Source organism: Sphingomonas phyllosphaerae (assembly GCF_029623345.1).
GTDB lineage: Bacteria > Pseudomonadota > Alphaproteobacteria > Sphingomonadales > Sphingomonadaceae > Sphingomonas > Sphingomonas phyllosphaerae_C.
This window is the reverse complement of record NZ_JAPYKH010000020.1, coordinates 49,669-74,404: the sequence shown is the minus strand read 5'-3', so window position 1 is coordinate 74,404 and position 24,736 is coordinate 49,669. Positions and strand designations below refer to the sequence as shown.

30 protein-coding genes and 2 pseudogenes are annotated in these 24,736 nt (G+C 69.4%); 23 read left to right on the top strand and 9 right to left on the bottom strand.

Annotated features, from left to right (window positions below; all coding sequences use genetic code 11):
* Positions 1-92 precede the first annotated feature (92 nt).
* The 3 genes and pseudogenes from QBJ89_RS16450 to QBJ89_RS16440 all read right to left on the bottom strand — a co-directional run.
* A complete protein-coding gene (locus QBJ89_RS16450) occupies positions 93-914 on the bottom strand; it encodes a DNA adenine methylase (RefSeq protein WP_277981553.1) in 822 nt (273 codons plus the stop codon).
* Positions 915-1,045: 131 nt separating this feature from the next.
* Positions 1,046-1,966, bottom strand: a complete 921-nt coding sequence (locus QBJ89_RS16445) for a phage portal protein (protein WP_277981552.1) — start codon at positions 1,964-1,966, stop codon at positions 1,046-1,048.
* A 160-nt stretch (positions 1,967-2,126) separates the two neighbouring features.
* Positions 2,127-3,887: pseudogene (locus tag QBJ89_RS16440) on the bottom strand (terminase large subunit domain-containing protein); the annotation flags it as partial.
* Positions 3,888-4,062: 175 nt separating this feature from the next.
* Here QBJ89_RS16440 and QBJ89_RS16435 point away from each other — a divergent pair.
* From QBJ89_RS16435 to QBJ89_RS16385, 11 genes are all read left to right on the top strand, one after another.
* Positions 4,063-4,893, top strand: a complete 831-nt coding sequence (locus QBJ89_RS16435) for a GPO family capsid scaffolding protein (RefSeq protein ID WP_277981551.1) — start codon at positions 4,063-4,065, stop codon at positions 4,891-4,893.
* A 16-nt stretch (positions 4,894-4,909) separates the two neighbouring features.
* Positions 4,910-6,001 (top strand): phage major capsid protein, P2 family, encoded by a 1,092-nt coding sequence (locus QBJ89_RS16430; RefSeq protein WP_277981550.1) that lies wholly within the window; start codon positions 4,910-4,912, stop codon positions 5,999-6,001.
* Complete coding sequence (gene gpM, locus QBJ89_RS16425; RefSeq protein ID WP_277981549.1) at positions 5,998-6,747, top strand: phage terminase small subunit; 750 nt, start codon at positions 5,998-6,000, stop codon at positions 6,745-6,747. Before QBJ89_RS16430 ends, gpM begins: the two co-directional genes overlap by 4 nt.
* 119 nt (positions 6,748-6,866) lie before the next feature.
* Complete coding sequence (locus QBJ89_RS16420; protein ID WP_277981548.1) at positions 6,867-7,469, top strand: head completion/stabilization protein; 603 nt, start codon at positions 6,867-6,869, stop codon at positions 7,467-7,469.
* Positions 7,466-7,684, top strand: coding sequence for a tail protein X (locus QBJ89_RS16415; protein WP_277981547.1), 219 nt, complete (start codon positions 7,466-7,468; stop codon positions 7,682-7,684). Before QBJ89_RS16420 ends, QBJ89_RS16415 begins: the two co-directional genes overlap by 4 nt.
* Positions 7,685-7,688: 4 nt before the next feature.
* Complete coding sequence (locus tag QBJ89_RS16410) at positions 7,689-8,027, top strand: hypothetical protein (RefSeq protein ID WP_277981546.1); 339 nt, start codon at positions 7,689-7,691, stop codon at positions 8,025-8,027.
* Positions 8,024-8,518 (top strand): glycoside hydrolase family protein, encoded by a 495-nt coding sequence (locus tag QBJ89_RS16405; RefSeq protein ID WP_277981545.1) that lies wholly within the window; start codon positions 8,024-8,026, stop codon positions 8,516-8,518. The genes QBJ89_RS16410 and QBJ89_RS16405 overlap by 4 nt, the downstream gene beginning before the upstream one ends.
* Entirely contained in the window at positions 8,515-8,871 is a 357-nt protein-coding gene (locus tag QBJ89_RS16400) for a hypothetical protein (protein WP_277981544.1), read from the top strand. Before QBJ89_RS16405 ends, QBJ89_RS16400 begins: the two co-directional genes overlap by 4 nt.
* Before the next feature lie 9 nt (positions 8,872-8,880).
* Entirely contained in the window at positions 8,881-9,201 is a 321-nt protein-coding gene (locus QBJ89_RS16395) for a hypothetical protein (protein WP_277981543.1), read from the top strand.
* Between the two features lies 1 nt (position 9,202).
* A complete protein-coding gene (locus QBJ89_RS16390; RefSeq protein WP_277981542.1) occupies positions 9,203-9,700 on the top strand; it encodes a phage tail protein in 498 nt (165 codons plus the stop codon).
* A complete protein-coding gene (locus QBJ89_RS16385) occupies positions 9,697-10,368 on the top strand; it encodes a phage virion morphogenesis protein (RefSeq protein ID WP_277981541.1) in 672 nt (223 codons plus the stop codon). The genes QBJ89_RS16390 and QBJ89_RS16385 overlap by 4 nt, the downstream gene beginning before the upstream one ends.
* Positions 10,369-10,402: 34 nt before the next feature.
* On the opposite strand, the gene QBJ89_RS16380 is transcribed toward QBJ89_RS16385, so the two are convergent.
* The 6 genes from QBJ89_RS16380 to QBJ89_RS16355 all read right to left on the bottom strand — a co-directional run bounded on the left by QBJ89_RS16380 (position 10,403) and on the right by QBJ89_RS16355 (position 12,610).
* Positions 10,403-10,819: a hypothetical protein gene (locus QBJ89_RS16380; RefSeq protein WP_277981540.1), complete on the bottom strand. Its 417-nt coding sequence runs from the start codon at positions 10,817-10,819 to the stop codon at positions 10,403-10,405.
* On the bottom strand, positions 10,729-11,235 hold the full coding sequence (locus QBJ89_RS16375; RefSeq protein ID WP_277981559.1) for a type II toxin-antitoxin system HicB family antitoxin: 507 nt from the start codon (positions 11,233-11,235) through the stop codon (positions 10,729-10,731). Before QBJ89_RS16375 ends, QBJ89_RS16380 begins: the two co-directional genes overlap by 91 nt.
* An 84-nt stretch (positions 11,236-11,319) precedes the next feature.
* On the bottom strand, positions 11,320-11,604 hold the full coding sequence (locus QBJ89_RS16370) for a helix-turn-helix domain-containing protein (protein WP_277981539.1): 285 nt from the start codon (positions 11,602-11,604) through the stop codon (positions 11,320-11,322).
* A complete protein-coding gene (locus QBJ89_RS16365) occupies positions 11,604-12,026 on the bottom strand; it encodes a type II toxin-antitoxin system RelE/ParE family toxin (RefSeq protein WP_277981538.1) in 423 nt (140 codons plus the stop codon). The genes QBJ89_RS16370 and QBJ89_RS16365 overlap by 1 nt, the downstream gene beginning before the upstream one ends.
* A 111-nt stretch (positions 12,027-12,137) precedes the next feature.
* Complete coding sequence (locus tag QBJ89_RS16360) at positions 12,138-12,386, bottom strand: hypothetical protein (protein WP_277981537.1); 249 nt, start codon at positions 12,384-12,386, stop codon at positions 12,138-12,140.
* Positions 12,383-12,610 carry a hypothetical protein gene (locus tag QBJ89_RS16355; RefSeq protein WP_277981536.1) on the bottom strand — a complete coding sequence of 76 codons (228 nt, stop codon included), beginning with the start codon at positions 12,608-12,610 and terminating at the stop codon, positions 12,383-12,385. The genes QBJ89_RS16360 and QBJ89_RS16355 overlap by 4 nt, the downstream gene beginning before the upstream one ends.
* A gap of 73 nt (positions 12,611-12,683) precedes the next feature.
* Between QBJ89_RS16355 and QBJ89_RS16350 the strand changes: the two genes are divergently transcribed.
* From QBJ89_RS16350 to QBJ89_RS16295, 12 genes and pseudogenes are all read left to right on the top strand, one after another.
* A complete protein-coding gene (locus QBJ89_RS16350; protein ID WP_277981535.1) occupies positions 12,684-13,202 on the top strand; it encodes a hypothetical protein in 519 nt (172 codons plus the stop codon).
* A 99-nt stretch (positions 13,203-13,301) separates the two neighbouring features.
* Positions 13,302-13,811, top strand: a complete 510-nt coding sequence (locus QBJ89_RS16345) for a PEPxxWA-CTERM sorting domain-containing protein (protein ID WP_277981534.1) — start codon at positions 13,302-13,304, stop codon at positions 13,809-13,811.
* Entirely contained in the window at positions 13,733-14,230 is a 498-nt protein-coding gene (locus QBJ89_RS16340) for a DNA/RNA non-specific endonuclease (RefSeq protein WP_347342838.1), read from the top strand. Before QBJ89_RS16345 ends, QBJ89_RS16340 begins: the two co-directional genes overlap by 79 nt.
* Positions 14,231-15,468: 1,238 nt before the next feature.
* Positions 15,469-16,680: an HlyD family secretion protein gene (locus tag QBJ89_RS16335; protein WP_277981533.1), complete on the top strand. Its 1,212-nt coding sequence runs from the start codon at positions 15,469-15,471 to the stop codon at positions 16,678-16,680.
* Positions 16,677-17,984, top strand: a pseudogene (locus QBJ89_RS16330) (ABC transporter transmembrane domain-containing protein); the annotation flags it as partial. The gene QBJ89_RS16335 and the pseudogene QBJ89_RS16330, both read left to right, overlap by 4 nt.
* On the top strand, positions 17,958-18,791 hold the full coding sequence (locus tag QBJ89_RS16325) for an ATP-binding cassette domain-containing protein (protein ID WP_277981557.1): 834 nt from the start codon (positions 17,958-17,960) through the stop codon (positions 18,789-18,791). The pseudogene QBJ89_RS16330 and the gene QBJ89_RS16325, both read left to right, overlap by 27 nt.
* A gap of 90 nt (positions 18,792-18,881) precedes the next feature.
* The gene (locus QBJ89_RS16320) at positions 18,882-19,778 is read left to right on the top strand and encodes a baseplate assembly protein (protein WP_277981532.1); all 897 of its coding nucleotides are present in this window, start codon (positions 18,882-18,884) and stop codon (positions 19,776-19,778) included.
* Entirely contained in the window at positions 19,775-20,254 is a 480-nt protein-coding gene (locus QBJ89_RS16315) for a phage tail protein I (RefSeq protein WP_277981531.1), read from the top strand. Before QBJ89_RS16320 ends, QBJ89_RS16315 begins: the two co-directional genes overlap by 4 nt.
* Positions 20,255-20,307: 53 nt before the next feature.
* Positions 20,308-22,131: a hypothetical protein gene (locus QBJ89_RS16310; RefSeq protein WP_277981530.1), complete on the top strand. Its 1,824-nt coding sequence runs from the start codon at positions 20,308-20,310 to the stop codon at positions 22,129-22,131.
* Between the two features lie 138 nt (positions 22,132-22,269).
* Complete coding sequence (locus QBJ89_RS16305) at positions 22,270-22,602, top strand: gp53-like domain-containing protein (RefSeq protein ID WP_277981529.1); 333 nt, start codon at positions 22,270-22,272, stop codon at positions 22,600-22,602.
* Positions 22,603-22,612: 10 nt separating this feature from the next.
* On the top strand, positions 22,613-23,077 hold the full coding sequence (locus QBJ89_RS16300; protein ID WP_277981528.1) for a hypothetical protein: 465 nt from the start codon (positions 22,613-22,615) through the stop codon (positions 23,075-23,077).
* Positions 23,074-23,304, top strand: a complete 231-nt coding sequence (locus QBJ89_RS16295) for a hypothetical protein (RefSeq protein ID WP_277981527.1) — start codon at positions 23,074-23,076, stop codon at positions 23,302-23,304. The genes QBJ89_RS16300 and QBJ89_RS16295 overlap by 4 nt, the downstream gene beginning before the upstream one ends.
* The last annotated feature ends 1,432 nt before the right edge of the window (positions 23,305-24,736 follow it).

Sequence of the window (24,736 nt, the reverse complement as noted above, 5' to 3'; positions counted from 1 at the left end):
GGCGGCGCGCCCCTTCCCCTCCCGATTCTGGGTCGGCGCGACGCATCGCTCGCCGCTCCCACACTTCGCCGATCCGGGTCGATGGGGATGGATCAGCCGCCAGCGCGCGGCGGTGGAAGCGGCTCGTTCGAGATGAGGAGCTCGGCGGCGCGGTTCGTCTTGCCGCGCGCGAGCGTGTAGGTGGTCGACAGCTCGCGCAGCGGGAAGCCGGCGAACAGGTCGCGGACCTCGGGCCTGTCGTTGAGCGACAGCAGGAAGCGGCCCCGCAGCCCGCGCAGCGCCGCCGCCAGCCCCGCGAAATCGTCGCGGCCGAACAGCTCCGCGCCATAGTCGCCCTCGCTGCCCCAATAAGGCGGGTCGAGGTAGAACAGCATGCCGGCGCGATCGTAGCGCCGCAGGAACTCGGCGAAGTCGAGCCGCTCGATCACCACGCCGGCGAGCCGCTCGTGCAGGTCAGCCAGCATCGGCTCCAGACGGGTGACGTTGAAGCGCGCGCCCTGGCGCGAGTCGACGCCGAAGGTCCGCCCATCCACCCGCCCGCCGAACGCCAGCCGCTGGAGGTACAGGAACCGCGCCGCGCGCTGGAGATCGGTGAGCCGCTCGGCCGGCAGCGCGCGCAGCCGCTCGAACTCGCCCCGGCTCGCCACGCGGAAGCGCAGCATGTCGAGCAGGTACGGATAGTGCTCCTGGAGCACGCGGAAGAAGGTGGCAACGTCGCCGCTGGCGTCGTTGATCACCTCGACACGCGGGCGCGACCGCCGCCGCAGGAACACGCCGCCCATCCCGACGAAGGGCTCGGCATAGCCGTCGTGCGGAATGCGCTCGATCAGCGCCACTAGCCGCGCGGCCAGGTTGCGCTTGCCGCCGATCCAGCCGGCCGCCGGCGCCACCGGCGCCACGTCACGGGTACACATGTCGGAAAATCTCGCTCAGATGAGAGGGCGCCCGGCCTGCACCCGGGTGCGGGCGACCGACGGGTCATCGGTCGTGGCGAGGTGCCTCCTCGTCGGCGAGCCCGGGCGGCAACCCGGCTCCCCCGCCGACCTCAGCCGGCGAAATCGCGCGCGCGGAAGCGGATCACCTCGGCGCCCAGGCGCGCGTTCAGCTCGAGGAACACCGCCTGGAGCGGCGCGATCTCGACCTGGAGGAACATCGCGGTCGCGTCCTTGGGATTGCCGAAGGCCGAGCCCTGCGCCGGCACGATCCCGAGCAGCTGCGGCGGCACGCGGTGCGCCGCCATGACGTCGGCCTGGGTGGCGTTCTTGATGCCGAGGAACTCGTCCTTGGCGCCGACCTCGGCGATCGGCAGCACGCGGATCGAGCCTTCCTTTCCGTTCGGCGCATGGACGAACATGTTGCGGAAGTTGCCCGGCCCCTTGGACGCGCGCATCGCCGCCTTGATCGCCTCGCAGTCGTTGGGGTCGATGTCGCCGGTGGCGTAGAGGATGAAGCCGGCGCGGCTGCCGTTGAGGTAATAGCGTCGCCGGAACAGCGTCGCCGCCTCGTTGAGCAGCGCCGACTGCAGCGCCGAGAGATACTCGGGCACGCCGTACAGCTCTTGGGCAACGTCGGGCATCATCAGCTGCACCGTGCCGGCGGCGAGCCGCGTCGCGTCGACATTGCCCGGCACCCACCAGAACTGGCCGCCGACCAGCCCGCGCCGGGTGAAGCGCGCCAGCGCGTGGCGCAGCCCGATCACGCCGCCGAGCCGGCTCGTCACCGGCTCGAGATAGGCGTTACCGAATACGAGATAATCCTGGACTGCGCGGCGCAATGTGGCCGGATCGATCAGCGAGGCGGGGTCGAGCGACTCGACGATCAGATTGACCTTGAGCAGGATCGCCGAGCTGTGGTGCGGCGAGACGCGGAAGGCGCGCGCCAGCCCGTCGAGCGGCAGCGGCGGCTCGTACCAGCGGTCGTTGTGCCAGCATTCGAGCAGGTCGATCCACTGGCGCCGCTCGAGCACCGGCTCGGGATCGCCGAAGGCGAAGTCGAGCGCGCCGACACCCCGCGCCCTCGCCGCCGAGACGAGCGCTCGGCCATCCGGGCGTTCCTGCCCCGCCCGCGGCGTCGCCCGCCGCGCCCGCTTCCTCGCCACCCAGGATCTCCATGGTCATGCCGGCGCGACGCTGTCCGTCGAGCGGCTCGTTGATGAAAATGTGCATCGCCGCCCAGGCGAGATCGGCGTGGCCGACCTCCTCGCTGCGGCTGGCGCGGAAGGTGACGTGACGGCCGGAGGCGGTCAGCGCCTTCTTGATCGACAGGAAGGAGGATTGCAGGTCGATCCAGCCGGCGTCGAACTCGACCCGCCCACGCGCGAAGCTGTGCTGCGCCTTCATCACCATCGCGGCCTTGGCCTCGAGCGAATAGTCGATCTTCACGACTCCGCGCACGCGGTCGCGCAGCAGCTGCCACACCGCCGCGCCGACGCCGTTGGCGTCGATCCCGAGATAGGTGCAGCGGTAGCGCGCCAGCACCTTCACGATGAACTCGGCCTGCGCCTGGAAGTCGGCGCCGCGCAGCTGGTGGCGCTCGATCAGGCGGAACTTGCCCGTCGGACCCTCGGGCGGCAGCGCGATGACGAGCGCGGCATTGTCGCCGTCCTCGCTCTCCTGCGGATCGTAGCCGGCCCAGACCTCGCGCTCGCCGACCGGCCGGGCGGCGAGCAGGTCGACGTCGCGCCAGTCCACCGCGGCGTCGACGGTGGCGCGTTGCAGCTCGTTGAACTTGAACGCCGACAGGCTGTGGTCGACGAACTGGCACAGCAGCAGGTTGGCGAACTCGTCGGGCGCGTATTCCACGCGCAGCTCGTCGAGGTCGAACAGGTCACAGCCGCGCGCCGCGGCGTCCTCGATCGTGACGATCTGGCGCCACACCCGGTCCTCGCACAGCACGCCCGCGTGGAGCCGCGCGTGGCCGGTGTCGATCGTGACGCGATCGGCCTTCCTGAGCCGTCGGTTGCGGCGCTCGCCGGTCCAGTAGCCGTGCGCCTGGTGCGCGATCGACGAGGGCGTCGAGAAGTAGGTGCGGCGCCAGCGCCTGTGCATCGCCATCGCGCTGGCGACCTTGTTCAGCTCCTCGAAGCCGTAGGTCCAGAAGAACTCGTCGAAGTAGAAATTGCCGTGATAGCCCTGCGCGGTGCGCGCGTTGGTGCCAAGGAAGATCAGCTCGGCCGCGGGCTCGCCGGCGGGGATCGTGTCCGCGCTGAGCACGATCGGATCGCCCTGCAGCTTGACCCCGGCGCGCGCCGCGAACTGGACGATATAGCCGCGGAAGATGTACGCCTGCGCCTTGGAGGCGGACAGGAAGATCTGATTGCCCCCGCCGCGCAGCGCATCGAGCAGCGCCTCGCGCGCGAAATACCAGGTCGCGCCGATCTGGCGCGACTTGAGGATCATCCGCGTGCGCTCGCGTCGCGCCGCCCACCAGTCGCGCTGATAGGCGAACAGCTCCTCCTCGAAGATCGCCTCGAGCTGCTCGACCTGCTCGGTTGTGAAATGATTGCGGACGGCCGCCTTCTTCGGCGCGGCGTTGCGGCTGGCGACCCTGGGGTTCAGGTCGCCCTCGTGACCGCCGGGCGCCTCGTAGCGCCGCACCCGCGCGGTGGCGGTGAGCGCGCGCATCAGCGCGTCCAGCTCCTTGTAATCGGCGCCGGTCTTCGCCTCCTTGGCGATCAGCGTGTTGAGCCGGCACTCGAGCGCGTCGTCGATGCGGTTGAGCGACGGCGCCTTGTCCCAACCGTCGCGCTGCTTCCATGCCGCGACGGTGGTGCGCTTGAGCCCGAGCTCGGCCGCGACCTGTGTCACGCCCCAGCCGCGCCAGTAGAGGCTGCGCGCCTGCCGCCGCGCGTCGACCGGGATCGGGAACGCCGCGGCGGGCAGCGGCATCGCGTGATCGGGCGGCAGCTTGTCCATCGCCCGCCGGCTTAGCGGCGCGTGGCCCCTGCCCCCGACCGCTGCTCCCTGTCGCACCCGCTCGCCACAGGCACGCGCGCTGGCAATCGCTCCCGCGCTCGCGCTCAGTCGGCCGCGACGCCGACCACATGCGAGGACCCGCGCCGTCATGGGCCAGAAGAGCCAGTTCTTCCGCTGCTTCGTCGCGGGCAACACGATCAGCGACGGGCGCACGATCACGCCCGAGATGATCGATCAGGTGGTCGAGACCTTCGATCCCGCCACGTACAGCCCCCGGATCAACGTCGAGCACGTCAAGGGATTCAGCCCCGAGCCGCCGTTCAACGGCTACGGCGACGTCGTCGCCGTGCGCGCGCAGGACGATGCCATCTCGGTCGGCGGCACGACCGAGACGCGCCGCGCGCTCTACGCTCAGGTCGACGCCAACCCGCAGCTGGTGCGGCTCGCGCGCGGCGACCAGAAGCCCTTCCCCTCGGTCGAGCTGACCGACAGCTACGCCGGCACGGGCAAGTTCGGCCTGGTCGGGCTCGCCTTCACCGACAGCCCGGCCTCGATCGCGACGCAGCGCCTGTCCTTCTCGCGCCACGCGCCCGGCACCGTCTTCGCGCAGGGCGACGAGGCGGTCGCGCTCGAGCTGAGCGCCTCCGACCCGGCCGGCATCGCCGAGGCGATCCGCTCGGGCTTCGCCGCGGTCGCCGCGCTGTTCGCGCGCGCGCCGGAGAAGCCGACCGAGCCCGAGGCCGAGACGCCGCCGACGCCACCCACGCCCGCCAACGACAACAATGCCGCCTTCGCCGCCGCGCTCGGCGCCTCGCTGGCGACCAGCGTCTCGGCCGCGGTGCAGCCGATCGCCGACGCCCAGGCCGCGGTGCGCCGCGACCTCGACGCGCTCGCCGCGAAACTCGCCACCGAGCCCGCGGAGGCCTTCCGCCGCGCGCCCGCGACCGGCGCGGGCGCGACGCACCTCACCGACTTCTGATCCGAGGATCCGCACGATGCGCAACGAGACCCGCGCCGTCTTCAACACGATGCTCGCGCGCATCGCGCAGCTCAACGGCATCGACGCCAGCGTCGTCGCCGCGCAGCACGAGTTCGCGGTCGCCCCCGTCGTCCAGCAGAGGCTGGAGGAGGTGATCCAGCAGTCGAGCGAGTTCCTCGGCCGCGTCAACGTCGTGACGGTCAAGGAGCAGGAGGGCGCCAAGGTCGGCGTCGGCGTGACGCGCCCGCTCGCCAGCCGCACCCGCACCGACAGCGCCACCGGCGTGCGCCGCCGCCCGATCGACCCGACCGAGACCTCGGACCGCGGCCGCTACCGCTGCGAGCAGACCAACTCGGACACTGCGATCAGCTACGCCAAGCTCGACATGTGGGCGCACCGCCCCGAGTTCCAGACGCTCTACGCTTCCACGATCGCCAAGCAGCGCGGGCGCGACCGCATCATGATCGGCTGGAACGGCGTGGCGCGCGCCGACACCACCGACCTCGCCGCGCACCCGCTGCTGCAGGACGTCAACTACGGCTGGCTGCACAAGCTGCGCACCTACGCGCCGGCACGTCACCTCGCCGGCGGCCACTTCGAGCACGAGACGCGCGACGGCGCCGGCGTCGTCACCGCGCCCGGCAAGATCCACGTCGCCGCGGGCACGCCGGGCGTCGACGTCGACTACGTCAACCTCGACGCGCTCGTCTACGACGCCACCGAGCTGCTCGACGAGTGGCACCGCGACGACACCGACCTGGTCGTGATCCTCGGCCGCGAGCTGGTCCACGACCGCTTCCTCAACGTGATCAACACCGCCGGCGACAAGGCGACCGAGATGGAGGCGCGTGACCGCATCCTGACCCTGCCCAAGCAGGTCGGCGGCAAGACCGCGATCCTCGTCCCCTTCTTCCCCGCCAACGCGCTGATGGTGACCAGCCTCGATAATCTCTCGATCTACGTCCAGGAGGGCACCCAGCGCCGCGCGCTGCGCGAGGAGCCCGAATACGACCAGGTCGCCGACTATCAGTCGGTCAACGAGGCGTACGTGATCGAGGATTACGGCCGCTGCGCCCTGGTCGAGAACATCGTCACGGCGAAGAAGTGAGCCTGGCGCGCCGCCATCGCGAGTATATCGCCGCGCTCTCCGGCGGGAGCCGCGCTGGCACGCCTGCGCCCGCCGCGAGCGGGTCGTCGCCGGCGGCGCGCCAGATCCAGCTGCGGCTCCAGCACGACCTGCGCCGGCTCAAGGACATTAAGTCAGTCGCCGCCAAGATCGCGGCCAAGCGCAAGATCCTCCCGGCCTATCACGCCTGGGTCGACGGCGCGCTCGCCGCCGCCACGCCCGAGCCAGCCGACGAGGTGCTGCCGACCGTGATGGTCTGGTCGATCGACGTCGGCGACTGGGGCCGCGCGCTGGCACTCGCTGAGCACGTGCTGCGTTACGACCTGCCGCTGCCGGCGCGCTACCAGCGCGACGCCGCGACCCTGGTGCTCGAGGAGATCGCCGAGGCCGCGCTGCGCGACCAGGCGCGGGGTGAGCCCTTCCCGCTCGCCGTGCTCGAGCAGGTCGAGGCGCTGGTCGACGGCGTCGACATGCACGACGAGCCGCGCGCCAAGCTCCAGAAGGCGATCGCCGCCGAGCTGGCGCGCGCCGCCGACGCCGCCGCGGCGCCCGCCGCGCGCGCGCTGACCGAGCGCGCTATCGCCGCGCTCGACGCGGCGCAGCGGCTAGACGAGCGCGCCGGCGTGAAAACGCAGCGGCGCGCACTCGAGAAGGCGCTCGCCGCGCTGCCGCCCGCCACCGATTGCGACACCGACACCGACACCGCCGGCGCCACCGTGCCGGCCTGACAGCTCGCCCCCCGGCGCTCGGGGGCGGATCGCGCGACGCGGGGGACCTTCGGGTCGCAGGGCCGCGCTCGACCCGGTCCCCACCCCCGTAGCCGGCGGGCGCCACCGAGGAGCCAGTGATGCCGCTCGCCAGTGCCGATCTCCGCGACGGGAGCGACGTCGCACTGCCGGGCGACACCCCGCTCGACGGCGACCTGCGCGCCGCCGGCGGCATCGTCGCCGGCCCACCGCTGCTCATTCCCGCCTTCGCCGACGGCGCATGCGATACGCCTGCCCCGCTGCCCCCGCACTATCCCGAACCGCTCGCCTCGGACGGCTGGTACCCCGAGATCGACCTCACCCGCCTTCGCGCCGAGGCGCGGATCCGCGACACCGTCACGCCCGAGCGCTGCCGCGACGTCGTCGTCTCCGCGCTGGTCTGGGTCGCCGACCAGCTCGCCGCCTGGCAGCTCGAGCAGCTCGAGGCCGGCTACGCCACACTCGCCGACGTCCCCGCCGCCACGATCCTGGGCGAGAGCCGGCTGGTCCTGCTCTACCGCCAGGCGGTCGCCGGCTGGGCCAAGGCGCTGCTGGTCGAGCGCTACCGCGACACCGACCTCACCGGTCGCGGCGACCGCCGCATCGAGGACGTCGAGCCTGCGGTCGGCGAGCATCGCCGCGACGCGATCCACGCGATCCGTGCGCTGCTCGGCCGCCCGCGCACCGACGTGGCGCTGCTGTGACGCGCGAGACCCTCACCGCGCGCGCGGGCGACACGCTCGACGAGCTGGCGTGGCGCGAGCGCGGGCTCGGCCCGGCCGACCTGCCGCGGCTGTTCGCGCTCAACCCCGGCATCGCCGACCTCGGCGCATTGCTGCCGCTCGGCGCCGTCGTGATCGTCCCCGCCGCCGCGAGGCCGGCGACGCCGGTGAGCGATCTCGTCCAACTCTGGAGCTGACGCGATGACCCTGCGCGACGCGGCCGTCGCCGCCACGACCTTCGCTGCGGGGCTGGTACCGAGCGCACTCGGCGCGGCGGTGAGCCTCGCCTACGAGCCCGGCCTGACCTGGTCGCAGCGCTTCACCCAGCTCTCGGTCGGCGTCTGCGTCTCTTACTTCGTCGGTGGCGTGGTGCACGGGCTGACCGACTGGAGCGCGTTCGTGCTCCAGGCGGTCCAGTTCGTCACCGGCATGATCGCCTACAAGGCGACACCGCGAGTCACCCAGGCGCTGCTCGAGCGCGTCGTCGCGCTGCCCGGCGCGCTGCTCGACCGCGTGCTGCCGCGCGAGGACCGCCCGTGACCGCCGGCTACGATCGCGCTCGGCTCGAGGCCGAGCTGATCCGCGACGAGGGCGAGCGCCTCCGCGTCTATCTTTGCCCGGCGGGGCACCGCACCATCGGCGTCGGGCGCAACCTCGACGCGACCGGGATCCGCCCCGACGAGCGCCGCGATCTCGGCCTGAGCGTCGCGCGCTGCTGCGCCTACGGCATCACGCGCGCGCAGTCGCGCGCGCTGCTCGCCAACGACGTCGCCGCGGCCGAGCACGCGCTCGACGCTCGGCTGCCGTGGTGGCGCACGCTGGCGCCGGTGCGCCAGCGCGTGCTGCTCGAGATGGCGTTCAACCTCGGCGCGGCCAAGCTCGCCGCCTTCCACGCCACGCTCGCGCACACCGAGCACGGCGCTTTCGCGGCAGCGGCCGACGAGATGCTCGCCTCGCTGTGGGCGCACCAGGTCGGCGCGCGCGCCGAGCGGCTGGCGGCGATGATGCGAACCGGAAAGGAGCCGTCGTGATCCGACTTCTCACCCGCTGGCTGGTGGCGCGGCTGCGCGCCGAGGCCGCCTTCGTCGTGCTGCTCGCGGTCGCGGGCGTGGGCGCCTGGCTCTACGTCGGCTGCCGCGAGGCGCGCGCCGAGCGCGACCGCCTCCAGCACCGCCTCGCCGAGATCTGCGCGCGCGCCGGCAGCGACGCCGGCGACGGCTGCGGACGCCACGTCGCGCGCTCGCCGACTTCCGCGCGCGCACCGACCAGCTCACCGCACGCACGCTCGCCGACGCGCTCGCCGCACACGACGCGCGCGCCCGCGCGGACGAGGCGCGCGCCCGCACGGTCACCGCCCCGGCGCAGGCCGCTGCCCACGAGATGAAGATCGCCGATGCCCGAGCCGACCACCAGGACCTGGTCGATCGCCGCTGGACTGCTGCTGTCAACGCTGTCGCCGGGCTGCGCGCCCCGCCCGAGTGAGCCCGCGCAGGTGCCGGTCGCGGTCCCGGTGCGCGATCGCCCGCCCGCCGAGCTGCTCGCCTGCGCCGAATGCCCCGCCGGGCTGCCGACCGACCCGGCGCTGACGGAGCAGCTGCCGGCGCGACTGCGCGCGGGCGTGATCCGGCTGGCGCGCGCCTTCGCCGCCAACGCGGCGCGGCTCGAGCGGCTGGTCGAGTGGGAGGCGCCGGGCCGCTGCGCCGGAGCCCAGTGACGTGGCGCTGGCGAAGATCGCCTCGCTGCGCGCGCTGCTGCTGCGCGCCGTGCCGAGCCTCGCCGCCGCGCCCGAGCGGCTCGCGATCTTCGTCGATCGCGGGCGCATCGCCGCGCGCGCGAGCGCGACGTCGTCGCTGTCGTTCGAATATCGCTTCACGCTCCACCTGGTGGTGCAGGATTACGCCGGCGACTGGGACGCGCTCGTCGTGCCGCTGCTCGGCTGGGTCGCGCGCTACCAGCTCGAGCTGCTCGAAGGTCCGAACGACGCGCCGATCGCGTTCGAGGCCGAGCTGCTCGACGCCGACTCGTGCGATCTGTCGCTCACGCTCGAGCTGAGCGAGGCGGTGGTCGTCGCGCGCGACGAGGGCGGCGGCTATGCCGCGCGCCACCTCGCCGACGACCGCGACGGCGACGACCGCCTTCCCGACACCTGCGGCGCGCGGCTGTGGACGCTGATGCTCGGCGACGAGCCGGTCGCCGCCAGGGCGGCGCCGTGAGCGACGGCCTCGACCAGATCGAGCGGCTCGCGCGGCTATGCCTCGCGCGCGTGTCGCGTGCGGAGAAGCGGAAGCTGCTGGCGACGCTCGCGCGCGACCTGCGCACCGCGCAAGCGACGCGGATCGCCGCCCAGCGCCAGCCCGACGGCGGGCCCTTCGCGCCGCGCCGCCCGCGCCGGCCCGACCCACCCGGCGCCTACAGCATCCGCTTCCTCTACCCGCAGGGCGACCCGAACCCACACGCGGTGCTGCTGCGCAGCTGGGTCCACCAGGGCGACGTCTTCACCGGGCTCGACGTCGCGACCGGCGCGCTGCGCAGCTACCGCTGGGACAAGGTGGTGCGCTTCCTCCCGGCTGCCGCCGACCAGCGCGCGCCCGGCCCGCGGCTGCCACAGCGCGGCAAGATCCGCGCGCGCGCGATGTTCCGCAAGCTGCGCACCGCACGCTACCTGCGCGTCGGAGTCGAGAGCGACGAGGCCTGGGCCGGGTGGGGCGGCGCCGCCGCGACGATCGCGCGGATACATCACCAGGGGCTCAGCGACCGGCCGACGCCCGGCGCCAAACCGGTTCGCTACGCGCGGCGCATGCTGCTGGGATTGAGCGAACCGGAACGGCGCGCGTTGACCGATCAGTTGCTGCAAGCACTGACGAACTTCCTCCCGGCCTGAGAGAACGTCAGATCGGAAATGGGAGTGCGCTCCTTCAGCGACGGCGCGCCAGCATCAAGACAAGGCTATCGGTAACGAACTCCACGGCGAGGATACCGAGGATGGGGAGCGGCCGCATCATGGGAAAGGCGAAGCCAAGCGCCATTATTTCCGAGCCCTTCTCGGCCGGCGTTCGCATCGCGAAAAGGAGGTCGAGAAGCCCGGAGAGGACAAGGTAGATCGTCAGCATCGGCATCGCGGTAGAATGGCCCCGCTTGCTGAGCGACATCGCGCCGATGACACCAGAGGAGTTCAAGCCAACGAAAAAGGCGAGTACTAAAAGGTACTGCCACCATATAAAATCGTCTCCGCTGATCCTCATCAGCACAGAAACGTTGGCGGCGACACAGGCCAACGCCGCGAGGCCAAGCCAGAAATTGGCTCGACGTAGCACCTCAACGATCTGACGCATCGCTCTTGCTCACTCCTCCGGCATGGCACCAACAGCCATAGGGGTGAATGATTAAGTAACGGAGAGAGGCTGCACTCTCCCTGACTGGCGCCACCCGTCGGACGTGATCGATCGCGGCCTGCAGGCTGCGCGCCGGCGCGGCGGCGGCGCGGGAGGAACTGCGCCAGGCACGCCAGCGCGAAGCGCATCAGCATCAGCGGCGTCACCCAGCGCGCCACCTCCTCCTGCTTGTCGAACTCGCCGCGGATCGCGGCGGCGACGACGCGCACCCGCACCGCCACGATCACGTCCAGCTCGCTCGGCTTGGGCAGCGCATCACCGTGCTCGATCATCACCGCGAGATGCCCGCTGAGCGCTTTCTCCGCGCCGAGCGCCGCCTCCTGCGCGGTCGCGCCGGCCGAAACGCAGCCTGGCAGGTCGGGGAAGAAGGCGCCGTAGCGTTCCGCACCGGGCTCGAGGATCGGGGATAATAGACCGTCGTCATCGCAGTCGCCTGCCCCTCACGCCACTCCCGCGAGGATCCGCTCGACCGTCTCCGGCTCGGCCTCGATCATCTTGAGCAACGTCACCGAGCCGCTGTCGGGCCGGCGCCGTCCCTGCTCCCAGTCGCGCAGTGTGCCGAGCGGGATGCGGTAGGCGCGAGCGAACGCGTCCTGGGTCTTGCGGGTCACCGCGCGCACCGCGCGCACGTCCACCGTCGCGATACGGCCGCGCGTCTCATCTCCTTCGGCGAAGGCGATCGCGTCCTCCAGGCCGGCGGCGATCTTGTCAAAAGCGCTCTTCATCATCTCTCCTCGCGCTCGGCTCGCCGGCGATGATGGCCGTCGGCGAGCCGCTTGGTCAGCGTAGCCAGCGCGTTGCGCTCGGCCACGGTCAGGTTGGACTTCTCGTTCTTGCCGAAGACGGTCAGCAGGAACACGGGCACCGCTGCGTTCGCGAGATAGGTGATGACGCGGTAGCCGCCCGACTTGCCGCCGCCTCGTCGGGCCACCCGTAACTTCCGCGCACCGCCGCACACCGGCATGATCGCGCCTGCGTCCGGCGTGGCAGCGATCAGGTCGACTACCGCGCTCATCTCGTCGGCCGTCATGCCACACGCCTTCGCCGCGGTGATGTAAGCGTGCGTCTCGACAACCGTGTGCATGCAGAACTCATACGGCAATGCCGTATCAGCGACAAGCCATGCGGGATCGTCGTGCTGACCCACGCCGGCGATCAGCGCGTCATCCTTGCGAGACTATCTGCCGTCGCCTCGACTGAACACGTCGCAGCTTCTTGATCCGCCAACTGCGAACCGGTCCAACGGTGGAGCGTCCCCTTACGGTAGTCGATCGATGCGCGACGCCGCGCCGAGAAAGTCGATCGAGGTGCGGGCGAGTTCGCGGAAGCGGATGTGCCACAGCTCGCCGGCGTCGGCCCAGCGGCGGGCCCATTGCGTGTCGTCCTGGCGGCTCTCCCACAGCTCCTCGGCGAGCCGCTCGACCAGGCCCGCGGGATCGGTCGACGTGCACAGCGCGCAGCCGGCCGCGTTGTGGCCGACGCTGGCGACCGGATGATCGTGGATCACGCCGACTCGCCCGGCGCCCAGGGATCGCGCGCGCCGAGCAGCCGCTCGTCGAGCTCGAGCACGATCGCGAGGTGGCGCCGCTCGATCTCGGGCAGCCGCCGTGGCGATCCGCGCGTCACGAAGCGCGACAGATAGCCGCGGCTGCGGCCGACCTTCACCGACAGCCGGGTGAGGCTCTCGCCGCGCTGGGCGGCGACTCGGACGAGGGTCTCGCGGGCGCTCATCGCCTTCAGATGGCGCAATCTTCCCAGTCGATCCAGCCTTTTTGTTCGTGCTATGTTCCGCCATGCTGGGTGGATGGTCGGCCCGCCCAAGACACTCCACGATCTCCGCCGCGTTGAAGGCTCGGTGCGCGTCACGTGCCGCGGGTGCGGCGCGGTGAAGCAGCACGACCGCGAGGAGCTGATCGTCGACCGCCATTTCCGCCGGCTGTCGATGGACTGGCAGGTGGTGCTGCGCGACCTGCCCTGCCACACCTGCGGCGGCAAGGACACGAAGGTCGATGGCGTTCCCTTCGGCGGCACCGACCCGGAAATGCGGGCGCAGCGCGCGCGCACGACGCTGATGAACCTGGCGCTGCGCGTGCTCGAGGACGCGGCGCGTCGCTCGCGCGAGGAGGACGTCTGCACGCCCGCGCTGCGGCTCGCGCTGCGCGTGCTCCGGCTTTACCTGCCGGATCGCACTCTGCTGGTGCAGTTCTGGGATAGCGCCGCCAAGAGCCAGGGCGCGGCCTTCAGCCACGCGCTCGTGGTGCAGCGCTGGATCGTGACCAAGCTCGTCGACGACGGCTATGCGGTCTGGGCGGAGTTCCGGTGAGCGCAATGCCCGCGGGTCGCGCCGAAATGACAGCCATTTCAGCTTAACAACAAGTTACGAGGCATTTAGCGGCAGGCGACACGACAAACGGGGGACAGGATGAGACAGTTTCTGGTGGCGGCAGTGATGGTCGCCGCGGCGGTGCCGGGCGCCGCGCAGGCGGCGATCTTCGTCCGCTACGATGTGTTCGCCAAGGGTACGATCACGACCTATCGCGACAATAATCCGGTACCGACGATCGTGCAGAGCTCAGGCGAGTTCAGCGGCGAGGCCGGCTTCGACGTCAGCGATCTCGCCATCGGCGAGTCGCGCTCCTTCGCCATCGGCCCCAACGCCAACGCGGGCGTGCGCTACGGCACGATCACGCGGACCGGCTTCGATGCCTGGGGCAACGCCGCCTTCACCGGCACCGACTTCGCCTTCCTGCAGGACCAGCTGCTCGGTACCACCGGCATCCGGACCACCCGGCTGACCGCTGAGCGATTCACCGTGCGGCAGGTCTTCCCGGCGCCGGTGCCGGAGCCGACCACCTGGGCGATGATGGTGCTCGGCTTCGGCGTCGCGGGGTACGCGCTCCGCCGACGCACGCTGCGCTTCCGTCTCGCCTGATCCCGCCGGCTGGCGACGCATGCCGTCGCCGGCCGTTCGCGGCGCGGCGCGGCGTCACCGACGATCCGGGTCACCCGATCGCTCCCGCCGCGCGCGGCTCCGGCTTCGACCGCGGCGACATGAGCCCGTCGGGCGACATGCCGAGTCCCGAGGCACGCGAGGAGAGCTTCACGCTCGCCAACATCGTGCCGCAGGACCGCGACCTGAACGAGCATCTCTGGGCCGGGATCGAGGGCGCGGTGCGCGGCCTCGCGCGGCGCTACGGCGCGGTCTACGTCGTCACCGGCCAGGTGTTCGACCGCGCCGCGCCGCTGCGGCTGCACGACCGCGTCGCGTTACCCAGCGCGATCTACAAGGCGGTGCTGGTGCCCGGCGTCGGCGCCGCCGCCTATCTCGCGCCTAACGCGCCGGGCCACTAATACGAGACGCTGAGCGTCGATGAGCTGGCCGAGCAGGTCGGCATTGATCCGTTCCCCGGCGAGCCGGCGAAGGAAAAGAAAACAGCGATCGAACTACCAATTCCGCAAGCGCTAATACGTAAGATGCCTCGACGAACAAATACGAAGCTTGTTTGATACGGCCTTTCCGCGTCGAGCACCGCGACTGACGTCGATACATGACGCTGCCAGTTTGAGTAGACCCAATTTTACGATCTTCTATTAGAAAGAAACCGTCTAATCAAAAGACTTTCACAAATAAATCTGCAAAATGCTTAGTTAATAAGCCGAAAATACAAGCAAAGTCTTCTATGTATTCTACGTTGACTCTGCCATTACCTTGAACAAAGCTGTTTCGGCCGGGAGAATAAAAGCATGGAGCATTACCCGTGATCACTCAACTTTCCCACGAAGATACGCTTCTAGTTAGCGGCGGCGATGACACCGGCAAGGCAGTCGGCGGCGTAGTTGGCGGGATAGCAGGAAGAGCCGCCTGCCCGTACATCGGGGCGGTTGTCGGAGATCTCGTCGGTGGCCCAGGTGGCGCCGCTGCTGGCTACGAGATTGGCAGCACGCCTGGGGCGCAGAACGCGTGCGCGGCGGCGGGTACGGCCATAGGTAGCGCGATCGGCGGAGCAGTCTCCGGCGGGAGCGGCTCAGCAGGGGGCACTGAAGACAAGGTGGCGGTCAAGAAAAAGTAGAAATGACAACATCAGCAACGACACCTCGGCGGAAAAGCCGAGGTGTCAGTATTAACAACATTGTAAGTGTTTTTTCTAGAGCAGTCAGGAAAAACTTGATAGTCTTACATACTATTGCAAAACCTGGATGATTCTAGAGGCAGCGAGCACAGACAGCCCGGCTATCAGCGCTGTAGATATAAGGTTATTTGTACTAGTTTTCATAACCTTGTCTCTAACAGTCAGGGCCACAAAACATATTACCATCTGCAGTGTCGCAAGTTTTATATCCATACTAAGTACCTTGTGCGAGGCATTTCGCTTATTCATGCTATGAAAATTTCCTCTGCCTTGCAATTTTTGATTACCCACTTTGGGGACAAAAAGCTTGGAAAATAAGGACAAGTCCATTCTACTTGGCTGCACGAACCTCTCCTTGTTTGCCCCGCTGAGAAAGAAGGTTTGCTGTCTTAGCGATACATTCGATCGCCGCATTGTATGAGCGGCGAGCTACAGAGGCCGCTTTTCCGACGCGAAGTGATGGCGGACCGTATGGATCGCCTCCAAGGCACCATATCTCTAGCTATTCCGCCGTCATGGTCAGCTATAGGCTACCTGATGTTGTCGGCAACGATCTCTGCCGTCGTATTCCTCTCATTGGCGACTTACGCGCGGGTAGAGGTCGCGCCCGGCACAATCGTCCCGACCGCCGGTGTTTCAAAAATTGTGCCGTCGCGGCCCGGGGTTGTAGCGGCGCTGCCAGTTCATGACGGAGCAGGAGTTCGGCTCGGCGATGTGCTCGCCGAGATCCGCACCGACGAGGAAAGCGCCGACGGCCCTCCGGTTGCTGCGCGCATCGAGCGCGCCATCGCACAACAGGAGGCTGAGCTTGACGCGCAGGCGCGCGCGACCGAGACCGCCGCGCAGGCGCAGCTTCGTCAGGTCGCCGCGCAGCGAGCCGGTGCGCTGGGCGAGCTGGGGCAGATTAAGGCACAGCTCGACCTACAACGCGAACTCGTCAGCTCGGCGCAACGTGACCTGGACCGCGCCGACGCGCTCGCCCAACGAGGCTTCGTCAGTCGCCACGATCTCGACCAGCGCCGCGAAGCGCTGCTGAGCCGCCGTCAGGCGTTCGCGCAGCTCGCACAATCGGCCGAGTCTCGGCGCTCCGCCGTGGCCGAGGCGGAGCGCAGCGCAGCGCAGATCACCTCGCAGGCGCGCGCCAGTCGCGCCGGCATCGCCGCCGCGCGAGCGCAGGTCAGCCAGCAGGCCGCCGGCACCGCGGGAACACGCGCCTACGTCCTGCGAGCACCGATTGCGGGCACGGTCACCGCCCTGACCGCGAGGCTCGGTCAGCCGGCCAGCACGCAGACGCCGCTGATGACGCTGCTGCCGAGAGGCTCCACGTTGCATGCCGAGCTCGCCGTCCCCAGTGCAGCGATCGGCTTCGTCCGCAAGGGGCAGCGCGTCAGCCTCGCGATCGATGCCTTTCCCTATCAGCGCTTCGGCACAGTGATGGGGACGATAGACTCCGTCGCTGCCAGCGCGATCACGGGGGCGGACAGCGCCGCGCCCGCGACCGGCGCGCCCGTCTATCCAGTGACCGTTACGATTGATCGCCCTGACATCGTCGCTTTTGGCCGCCGCGAGCGGCTGGTCACCGGCATGACGCTGACCGCCCGGATCGTCACCGAGCGCCAGTCGCTGTTCGCCTGGCTGTTCGAGCCCGTGCTCGCGGTGAGACGGCGATGAACCGCCTGTTGCTCGATGCCGGGATGATCGGCCGGCCGCGCGTCAGGCTCGCGCGTCAGACCGAGATGGCGGAGTGCGGGCTCGCCTGCCTCGCCATGGTGGCGAGCTATTATGGGCTCAATATCGATCTCGGCACGCTGCGCCGTCGCTTCGCCCCGTCACTGCGCGGGACGACGCTGCGTTCGCTTATGTCGCTAGCGGACCATATCGGGCTAATTCCGCGCGCGGTGAAAGTGCCGCTGGACGAGCTCCACCAGCTCCGCATGCCCGCGGTGCTGCATTGGGACCTGAACCACTTCGTCGTGCTGGAGCGGACGCGCCGCGGTCGCGCGCTGATCCACGATCCGGACGGTCGCTCGCGCTGGCTCGAGATGAGGGAGGTGTCACGGCATTTCACCGGCGTGGCGCTGGAGCTGCGCCTCAGCGACAGCTTCGAGAAGGGCGACCGGCGCGAACGCCTGCACCTATCCCAGCTCTGGCGCCGAATGACCGGCCTGCGGTGCATGCTGGCGCAGGTGCTGGCGCTCAGCCTGGTGCTGCAGGTGTTCAGCCTCGCCTCACCCTATTACCTCCAGATCGCGATCGACAAGGCGCTGCCGGCGCTGGATCTCGACCTGCTGGCGGTGCTCGCGCTCGGCTTCGGCCTTCTCACGATCCTCAACGTCGCGGCCGCGTGGCTGCGCTCCTTCGTGCTGCTCGCCGCGGGCGCCTTGCTCGGGACGAGCTTGGCCTCGAACGTTGTACGCCGCCTGTTCCGCCTGCCGATCGACTGGTTCGAGAAGCGCCACACCGGCGACATCCTGTCGCGCTTTTAGTCGATCGCGCCGATCCAGTCGATGCTGATCCAGGGCGCGATCTCCAGCGTCGTCGACGGGCTGATGGCGCTGCTCACCGTGTCGCTGATGCTGTTCTACAGCCCGGCGCTCACCGCGATCGCGGTCGCGGCGCTTGCCGCGTATGTCCTGGTCAGGCTGGTCTCCTTCGCGCTCGAGCGCGACGCGCGCGCGAGCGCCATCGTGCTGCACGGTAAGGAGCAGACCACGCTGATTGAGTCGCTGCGCGGGATCACGACGTTGCGACTCTTCGGGCGCGAGGTCTTCAGGCATGCGTTGTGGCAGAGCCGTCTGACCGACGCCGTCAACGCCGATCTCCGCATCTCGCGCATCGGCATCTGGCAGGGGAGCGCGAACGGGCTGATCTTCGGCCTGGAAGGCATTCTCACGCTGTGGCTGGGTATGCGCATGGTGCTGACCGGCGCCGGGTTCAGCGTCGGGATGATGCTCGCCTATCTCGCCTACAAGGGGCAGTTTCTCGGTCGCGCGGCGTCGCTGATCGACCAGGGCATCGCGTTCCGCCTGCTCGACCTTCACCTCGAGCGCCTCTCGGACATCGCGCTCTCTCCGGAAGACCGCTGCTTCGCCGCGGGGGCTGAGATCGAGACGCCGCTGGTCGGCAGCATCGCCTTCAAGGACGTTTTCTACCGCTACGCGCCGAGCGAGCCGCTCGTCCTGACCGGCGTGACCTTCTCGATCGCGGCGGGCGAGCACGTCGCGATCACGGGGCCGTCGGGCGGCGGCAAGTCCACGTTGGTCAAGCTGCTGCTCGGGCTCGTCGAGCCGCAGGACGGTACCATCCTTATCGACGGCATGTCGATCGCGCGCTTCGGCCTGCGCAGCTACCAGGCGCAGATCGCCGCGGTGCTGCAGGACGACACGCTGTTCGCCGGGACGCTCGCCGACAATGTCGCGCTGTTCGACGATCTCGCGGACATGGACCGGGTGCGCGCCGCCGCGGCGGCCGCGGCCATCGACGCCGACATCATGGCGATGCCGATGCGCTACGAGACGCTCGTCGGCGACATGGGCTCCACGCTGTCCGGCGGGCAGAAGCAGCGGGTGTTCCTGGCGCGCGCGCTCTACCGGCAGCCCCGCATCCTGGTCATGGACGAGGGCACCGCGCACCTCGACGCCGAGCACGAGCGGCAGGTCAACGCGGCGATCGCCGCCATGAACATCACACGTATCGTCATTGCTCATCGCCGCGAGACGATCGAGGCAGCGAGCCGGGTGCTGATTATGAGTGACGGCCAAACCCGCGAGTTAGAGCGATAGCTAAGAAGCCGATCTGCAACCTCTCGTACCCCACTCCCACAGGCACGCCCCCTAGCCTCCCGCCCCCTCGCCGCGCTTCGCTCGCGCGCGATGACCGAGACCGCCGCGACCGCCGTCGACCTCTCGCGCCTGCCCGCGCCGCAGGTGGTCGAGCCGCTCGACTTCGAGGCGATCTACGCCGCGATGCTCGCCGCCCTCCAGTCGCTCGTCCCCGATTTCGACGCCACGGTGGAGAGCGATCCCGCGGTCAAGCTGCTCCAGGTCTGCGCCTGTCGCGAGCTGCTGCTGCGCGCGCGCGTCAACGACGCCGCCCGCGCGGTGATGCCGGCGTTCGCGCGCGGCAGCGGCCTCGACCAGCTCGCCGCGCTGATGGGGATCACGCGCCACCGCCTCTCCGCCGGCGACGCCAGCCGCGGCATCGCGCCCAGCTACGAGGACGACGACGACTTCCGCCGCCGCCTCGTGCTCGCGCCCGAGGGCTTCTCGGTCGCCGGCCCGGCGGGCGCCTACGTCTTCCACGCGCTCTCGGCCGACCGCGACGTGCTCGACGCCAGCGCGATCAGCCCCGCGCCCGGCGACGTGCTCGTCTCGGTGCTCTCGCGCACCGGCGACGGTACCGCGCCCGACACGCTCGTCGCGACCGTCGACGCTTACCTCTCCGCCGAGACGCGCCGCCCGCTCACCGACCACGTCCGCGTCCGCGGCGCCACCATCGTCCCCTACGCGGTGGAAGCCGTGCTCACCACCTACGCCGGCCCCGACGCCGCGACCGCGCTCGCCCAGGCGCGCGCCAACGTCGCCGCGCACGCCGCGCGCTGTCACCGGCTCGGGCTCGACGTCACGCGCTCGGCGCTGTTCGCCGCGCTCCACGTTCCCGGCGTGCAGAACGTCGCGCTGCTCCAGCCCGCCGCCGACATCGTCGTCGACCGCACCGCCGCCACCTGGTGCAGCGGCATCAGCGTCGCCGTCGGCGGAGTCGGCGAGTGACCCTGCTCCCGCCCAACGCCACCGCGCTCGAGCGCGCGCTCGAGGCCGCGACCGCGCGGCTCGGTGACGTCGCCTCGCCGCTGCGCCGGCTGGTCGACCCCGACACCTGCCCCGCCGAGCTGCTGCCGTATCTCGCCTGGGCGGTCGCGATCGACAGCTGGTCGGACGACTGGCCCGAGCGCGTCCGCCGCGCGCGCGTCCGCGCCGCCATCCCGATCCAGCGCCGCAAGGGCACCGTCGCCAGCATCCGCGACCTCATCGCCAGCTTCGGCGGCGCGGTGGCGCTGCGCGAATGGTGGCAGACCAGCCCGCGCGGACACCCCTACACCTTCGCCATCGTCATCGACGTCGCCGGCGTCGTCCACCCGGCGCCGCCTTCGCCGAGGCGGTCCACGCCGAGGTCGAGCGCACCAAGCCGGTGCGCTGCTCCTTCAGCATCAGCCAGGCGCTCGCCGCCGGCGATGCGTTCGGCGTGATCGCCGCGGCGCGCCCCGCGGTCCACGCGCGGCTCCAGCTGGCGGCCTGAGCGATGGGGCTCCAGCTCGTCATCACCGACGCCGGCCGCGCCGCGGTGCTCGACCAGGCGGGCGGCGGCTTCCGCGCGGTGCGGGTCGCCGCGGTCGGCCTCTCGCCCACCGCGCTCCGGGCGACGCCGACCGCCGCCGCGCTCGCCGGCGAGACCAAGCGGGTCGCCACCATCGCGGGCGAGGCCACCGCCGCCGACACGATCCACCTCACCGTCACCGACGAGACCGCCGACGCCTACGCGGTCCGCGCCTTCGCGCTGTACCTCGCCGACGGCACGTTGTTCGCGCTGTACGGCCAGGACGAGGTGATCGTCGAGAAGTCGCCGCAGGCGCTGCTGCTGCTCGCGCTCGACGTCGCGCTGGTCGACGTGCCGGCGATGGCGATCACCTTCGGCAGCGCCGCCTTCACCAACCCGGCGGCGACCACGAAGCGCGCCGGCGTTGTCACGCTGGCCACGCCCGACGAAGCGCGTGCCGGCGCCGATCGCGTCCGCGCGCTCACCCCCGCGACCGCGCGCGGCGCAGTGCTCGACTGGCTCGGCTTCACCCCGGTGCAGCAAGGCACCGGGCTCGGCCAACGCGCCAACGTGGTGAAGATCGGCTGGTCGGGCGTGCGGCTGCTCGTCACCGTCGATGCCACCGACCAGGGCGCGGTCGTGTTCGAGCGCGGCGGCGACACGGTGTGGCGCCTCGACAACGACGGCGCCGGGTCGGGGCTCGACGCCGATCTGCTCGACGGCCGCGACGGCGCCGACTATCTCGCCGACCGCGGCCGCGTCGCTGCCGCCAACCTCGACACCGCCGTCGCCAACGGCTGCTACGCGATCGAATACCCCGGCTACCAGGATTCGCTCCTCGCCTGGCGCACCGCCAGCTCGACCGGCACGATGCAGCTCGCCTTCGGCTACACCGGCCAGGCGCGCTGGCGCTCCTGGATCAACAACAAGCATTGGAGCGAGTGGCGCACGCTGTGGCACTCGGGCAACGACGGCGCCGGCTCCGGGCTCGACGCCGACCTGTTCGACGGCCGCGACAACACCGACTTCCTCGCCGATCGCGGGCGCCTCGATGCCGCCAACCTCGACGAGGCGGTCGCGAACGGATTCTACCGCCTCGAGTACGACGGCTATCAGGACTCGCTGCTGGCGTGGCGTACCGAAAGCTCGACCGGCTTGATGCAGCTCGCCTTCGGCTACACCGGTCGCGCGCGCTGGCGCTCGCGCATCGACAACAATCACTGGAGCGACTGGCGCACCTTCTGGCACTCGGACAATGACGGCGCCGGCTCCGGGCTCGACGCCGACCTGTTCGACGGCCGCGACAACACCGACTTCCTGGCCGACCGCGGCCGGATCGACGCCGCCAGCCTCGACGATGCGGTGGCGAACGGCTTCTACCGCCTCGAATATGACGGCTACCAGGATTCGCTGCTGGCGTGGCGCACCGTCAGCTCGACCGGCACGATGCAGCTCGCCTTCGGCTATTCCGGTCGCGCGCGCTGGCGCTCGCGCATCGACAACAACCGGTGGAGCGACTGGCGCACCTTCTGGCACTCGGACAACGACGGCGCCGGCTCCGGCCTCGACGCCGACCTGCTCGACGGGCGCGACAACACCGACTTCCTCGCCGATCGCGGCCGGATCGACGCCGCCAGCCTCGACGATGCGGTGGCCAACGGCTTCTACCGTGTCGAGTATGACGGCTACCAGGATTCACTTCTCGCCTGGCGCACCGCCAGCTCGACCGGCACGATGCAGCTCGCTTTCGGCTATTCCGGTCGCGCACGTTGGCGCTCGCGCATCGACAACAACCGGTGGAGCGAATGACGCACCTTCTGGCACTCGAACAACGACGGCGCCGGCTCCGGCCTCGACGCCGACCTGCTCGACGGCGAACACGCCAACGACCTGCGCGACTTCGCCCGGCTGCTCAACCGCCCCGCGACCTACCCGCCCGCGCCGCACGTGCACGCCGCGGCCGATCTCGCCGCTGCCTTTCCCGCATCGCTGAGCGACAACGGCTATGTCGTGCTGCCCAACGGGCTGATCCTGCAATGGCTCGCCGGCGCGCAGCAGGCCGCGGGGATGAGCGGCGCGCAGGTGCTGACGCTGCCGATCGCCTTCCCCAACCGCTGCCTCCACGCCAGCGTCTCGACGACCCTGTCCGGCGACGCCGTGCCCGGCCGCGCGGCCTACGCCGTCACCGGCGTGTCGACGACCAAGGTGACGGTCGAGCGCCAGCCGTTCGAGCACGACATGCGCGGCAGCACGCCGGCCGTGCTCGCGATCGGCTACTGAGAGATCCGCGATGCCGCTCCACTACAGCGCCGCCGCCAACGCCTTCTTCGACGCGCGGCTGCACGACCCGCTGCCCGACGACGCGGTGCCGGTCACCGCGGCGGAGCACCAGGCACTGCTCGCGGCGCAGGCGGCGGGCAAGGTGATCCGCCCCGGCGACGACGGCGCGCCGACCGCCCGCCGCCCGACCGAGACGACCGACGCGCTGCGCGGGCGGCTGCTCGCCGCGGTGAAGCAGGAGGCGGCCCGACGGATCCTCGCGGTCGCGCCGCTGTGGCGCCAGCTCAACGACGTGCGCGACCTCGCCCAAGCCGAGGGCGAGGGCCGCGCCGCGATCGACCGACGCTGCGCGACGGTGGACGCGCTGCGCGCCGCCTTCGACCGGCTCGAGGCCGCGCTCGCGACGATGACGCCGCGCCAGCTCGCCCGCGTCGACCTCACCGCCGACAGCCACTGGACGGAACCGACATCATGAAGATCAGCATCGGCGCGTTCGACGCCGCTACCCGCACCGTCGCGGTCACCTTCGAGCACGACGGCGTGCGCCACGAGCGCGCCGTGAACGCCTGCCTCGATGCCAAGGGCGGCTACGACGCTGCCGCCACGGCGGCCCGGGTCGACGAGGTCGCGCGCGGGGTCGAGTACAAGATGGCCGCGGGCGTGATCGTTGCGACGGTCACGCCGGTCGCGACCACCGAGTGACTCATGCTCGTCAGTGTAACTTGATGTCTGCTTAGGGGAGAGAAGCGGACAGGCGGCTTACGAGCGCCGAACGCCACATCCGCTCTCGATTCATCCGATTTGGCTTGAGCCTTGTCGCCTTGGTCTGACGAGCCAAGCAACCGTTAGAGACCCGAAGGCTAAGAGCCAGCAAATGATATGGTAAGTAGGTGAATCGCCAGGTAGTGAATGCACGACATTGTTGCGGCCTGACGGCAGACTGTAGCAGTCAAACCACTCGCCTCGCCACCTACAAAGCACGAATACGTCTGTTTTTGGCACCGCAAATCCAACTTCGTCTGGGCTAGATCATGCGTATGAGCTGCCTCCTACCCGGTCGCCACTGACAGATTTAGCCTAATCAGCTTCATATCCCTGCCGATAGGCCCACTTCCTTATCTCAGCCTCTGGGGGAAACAATCCATGAGATCTATTGTATGCCATGACAAAATTGCCGGTAGCCTTGAAAACGCGTGGCATTTGAATGCATGTAAGCGCGCCCAGGATCTAAATCGCGGTAGATACCGTAGCTCACCAGAGCAGCTAGGCCTGCGAACAACACGAGCATTGCAGCTGATGCGCTTCGAAGTGTGGTGTCAATCAGCTTCATGATGACTTTGTAGTATAGGACGCGGGTTACCTCTAGCTGGTCGCGCTCCGATGCGTTTGGATGTCCGTCTATGGGAGGTCTTAACGCCTTGAGAGCAAGTGCGGTCACCAAGGCGACCTCTACTGCTAATCAAAAAGACGCAAGCTGACGCTCAAGATACCTTACGTTGGTGGAAAGCTTTTTGCTGCTTGGTCGGTCAAATGACGAAAACCATCTGTCAACGGCACCTGAACTAAAAAGCTTTACGCCGAGCGGTGTAAGATCGCCCTCCGTGATAACTAACCTATCTATTTCCGATAGGTCGAAATGCTTGTTGAGTAGACTGTTGTCGCTTAGGAATTTAAACAGACTATTATACTTAGCTTTCACGCTAGCATACCACGACTCATCCCGAATCCAGCGAGTTTTATCCGTGGGATCCTGCCTCTTGACGACCCGGCTTAACAGGCCGGGAAGGTCGACAAAAACTCGCGGTTCTACTCGCATCCTACTGCTCGCTATACGGTTCAACGCTGAACAAAGGCCGTTCCGTGGTACGTTACGCCAACCCTGCCACCTCCGACAAAGCTGAACGAGGGGCCGTTCCCGGGCAAGTCGTTTATTGGCTTTCGTGTACGTTCTGGGCGCTAACGGACATCGCAACCGGGTACGCCGCGGGTACCGCAGGCCTGATCGCCACCGTTCATCGAGGGCGTACGTAGTACCGCGGCGGAGGGCATTTCCGCCGCGAATTAGGCTAGCCATCACGCCGAGCAGATCGATTTGCCAGCCTACGCGCTGTCAAGTAGCTGGCAGCAAAGGATA